This is a genomic window from Microaerobacter geothermalis, from assembly GCF_021608135.1.
GTDB classification, from domain to species: domain Bacteria; phylum Bacillota; class Bacilli; order DSM-22679; family DSM-22679; genus Microaerobacter; species Microaerobacter geothermalis.
In genome coordinates this window covers 1-3,374 of sequence record NZ_JAKIHL010000073.1, presented here as the reverse complement: position 1 = coordinate 3,374, position 3,374 = coordinate 1, and the positions used below count along the sequence as shown (strand labels likewise).

Here is a 3,374-nt window from a genome sequence, read left to right as displayed (position 1 = left end):
CCTCTTTGTTGGGCTAATTTTCAATCCATCCTTGTTCTTCTGCAAGATCTTCATCAAAATACGCTCTTTCGTTTGGAGTGTATATAATCACAGCTTTTACTCTAGGGTCCCAAAACACCCTCGCTCCTAGCGTTTCTACTACAAAACGCAAAGGCACCATAGTTCTGTCATCCTTGATGACGGCTTTCGTGTCAAAGGTGACCTCCCGGCCGTTTACCAGTCCCTTGTTTTCGCCAACCTTTAGCTTGATGATGGTTTTGGTCTTCCCGTCACTGTTTGGTTTTTCGATGGTGACGGTTCGGGTGAAGGGATTCCAGCTAACATCTGCCTCAATATGGCGAGCTTCGGCAATGAATCTTACGGGTACCATGGTTCGGTCATCCTCATTGATATAGGGCTGTGCATCAGGAAATTTTATACCCAAACCATCAATTGATACACTCACACTATTATCCCTTTTTATTCCATCTGTTGCAGTATCCCAGTTCATTAAGACAATAAGGTCTTCATATTGACCGAAACTACCGCCGTCACGCCCTTGATTCGATGCATCGATATATGGCACTAAGGGGCCCCCGTTTTCCGGATCTGCTGGGATGTATACCGCTTCACCCTTCGTTATAGCTCTTGTTTCTACTTCTAGATGCGCAGGGTGACTTTTTCTTCCTTCCGGAAAAATCGTATATAGTTGTACCAAATACCTTGTATCAGGTTTTAATCCGGTAACCACTATATTTGTTTTGCTTGTTGTCTGAGAATATACTTTTTTTGATTCATCCGGATTATCTGCGTATTTTGAAGGATACTCGTATTGATAAACGTCTATGCCATAACTAACGGCATTTTTTACGCTGTCCCATGACATCGTTAGCCCATCAGTAGTGATGTCTTTGCCTATCACTTGATTAGGTCTCTCGATAATTCTTGGGTCTATTTTTGATTTACCAATATACGGTGCAAGCCAATCTTGTTCATATAACCTTGGGTCTATGTTTGTCTCACCTGCCCACGCCACACCCGTCATCGTCATTAACAACAGTACAATTAACACAATCTTTTTGATGCTCATGTCAAAACCTCCCATTTTTTTTGTTACTTCTATCATAAACCGACTTTTAAAAATGACAACCCGTTATAGTAGGACTTTTGGATTATTTTGATCTCATTTGCTATCTCATCCCTTTTTATTCTACATAGCTAACTATGTATCTATGTAGAATATATTATAATATTGCCACATAGTCAACTATGTGTTATATTTTTTTGGGGGTGAAAATATGCCACGAAAAAATGTAAATACAACACTTGACGAAGAACTATACAAAAAAATTCGACTACTTGCACTCAAACTTCAAGTTAATGCCAACGATCTCATAGAAGAGGGAATGCGGTACATTCTAAAAAAATATGAGAACAAAAAAGACGCCTCTACAAAACAGTGAGCGACTTTTCCGTTTCGTGCTACATTTGCCATCTCAACCCTTTCTATGTATAATAAACTTAAAGAAAGCATAAAAATAAAACAACCGAGGTGCGACAACACCCCGGTTTGTACAACATCCGCATGATGAGCGGTCATAGGCTAATCGGCCAAAATAGTTGGAGTAACCCACCGTCTTCTAGCCAAGGGTGGGTTACTTTTTTCTTTGTTGCGACACTGCAATTACTGCTACAATCAAAGTTGCGAATCCTATCATCTTAATCGGTGCAGGAGACTCCGATCCTCTATAGGTCGGAGAGGAATGCACCTTCTCTCCTTTCGTTTCCAAATTTGTCTAACTCACTTTCTTAACAAACCATGTCTGTTGAAATACCTTTTGGCATTCTTCCGGCTTGGCATTTTGCATTACTCGCCTGTTTTCAAAATCAAACGAATGCAAACTTAATCTGCCTTTGGTTGTGCCACCTGTTCGGTATAGTTTGCCTTTGTACCAAACCACGGTGTTCTTTTTGAATCCCAATGCAAAACTGCCTCCGTATGGCTTGCGTACACCACTTTTTGCGGGTTGAAAGACATGAAGTTGCCGTCTTGCCATCTCTGGTCTACGCCATGCCATGAAGGTTGTAACAACTAGATTCTTTGTCCTCAACAACAACCAACACAACGCCAACCCATCTACCGCTTGGGACGAAAAAACAAGTTCACCCTTCTTGTCGGTCTTTTCCAATCTGTTGATCTCTCTTGCTTTTCTCGTATCCTCCGGGTCATACAAGTAGAGATTGCCACGGGACTTCAAAAAGGCATACAACCTGCTTTTTCCTAACATCGTCCAGGTGTAATACCGCCTGTCTTGCTCCCCTTTCAATCGATTGCCATTGATCTTCATGTCCTCTACCGCAAAATCGGTGATCGGATAGATTTTGAGCAAGGATTCTATAAGTCGAATTCTCAACTCTACCTTTGCCTTAATTGAGGGTGGCAGCCATCCTTCTTTGCGAAGGCGATTATTGAACCTTTTAGGTCTACGCCTTGTGTTGCGAAACCGCCGTGCCCTTCTCATGTTCCTTCTCTGCTCCATCTTCTTTGCGATTCTGTTTTTGACCTCCAACATCCCTGATAATTGCATTTTTTCTTTGGTAGCGATGCAATAGCCGTCATAATGTGCGCCGGGGTCTATTCCCATCGCCATTTGCTGTGTATGTTTGCTCGTAGGGGTAGTTAGCTGGATATAGAAAATTCCTGTTTTTGTCCACTTCTTGACCGCTGCTCCCTGTTTTAATAGTTTTCTTGCTTTTGCAGGAGAGCAGGGCATGAGAGGTGTTCCGTCTTGATGTACCACTGGTACTTTTTGCACGGTATTCGTGCCTCCTTTCAGAGTTTCGTGCCCTTCGACAATGCCTGACAGGCTTAGGCTTATAGCCGTGGCATTTAACGATTCTGCCGCATTTCCCCAGACTAGGGCGTGCATCCAGGAGGTGCTTGTAGCCTGTCAGGGCGTAGGCTTTCGCCTTTGTCTAGTCAACGGTTACCTTGGTATCGTCATCCCAAGCCCCTACTTCTTTAAGTAGGGGTCATTGACGGTCATCACCCCCTTTCGAGGGTTTTTGACCACCCACCCTGCCTATATAGTTGTACAACCACATTGTACCATAATCATCGAGAAAAATGATAAAAGATGGAATCTACTTTAAGTACGTGAACTACTCACCACTTAACGTGTCCACGTTTGAAGTGGGAGCTTCCTAATCAAAGATTAGAGATTTGTTTCAAGCGAAGTTTGGTATTTAAGTTTCCACCTAATGGTTTAGGCAACCCTTATTCGCTTTGGATGGTTCACGCATCCATTATCCCTCACTGCTTGTATCAGATAGGGAATACCTGTATAGGCTTGTCTTAGAATATTAAGACTACCGTTAATATCTGCATTTATCAG

3 protein-coding genes are annotated in these 3,374 nt (G+C 42.5%); 1 reads left to right on the top strand and 2 read right to left on the bottom strand.

Going from position 1 to position 3,374, the window contains the following annotated elements; genetic code table 11:
- Positions 1-13 precede the first annotated feature (13 nt).
- Entirely contained in the window at positions 14-1,069 is a 1,056-nt protein-coding gene (locus L1765_RS15675) for a stalk domain-containing protein (RefSeq protein ID WP_236408427.1), read from the bottom strand.
- A gap of 208 nt (positions 1,070-1,277) precedes the next feature.
- On the opposite strand from L1765_RS15675, the gene L1765_RS16250 reads away from it, so the two are divergent.
- Positions 1,278-1,442: a ribbon-helix-helix domain-containing protein gene (locus tag L1765_RS16250; RefSeq protein WP_407942293.1), complete on the top strand. Its 165-nt coding sequence runs from the start codon at positions 1,278-1,280 to the stop codon at positions 1,440-1,442.
- Positions 1,443-1,775: 333 nt separating this feature from the next.
- Here the strand turns inward: L1765_RS16250 and L1765_RS15670 are convergent, their stop codons facing one another.
- Positions 1,776-2,795 carry an RRXRR domain-containing protein gene (locus L1765_RS15670; protein WP_236408426.1) on the bottom strand — a complete coding sequence of 340 codons (1,020 nt, stop codon included), beginning with the start codon at positions 2,793-2,795 and terminating at the stop codon, positions 1,776-1,778.
- Positions 2,796-3,374: the final 579 nt, after the last annotated feature.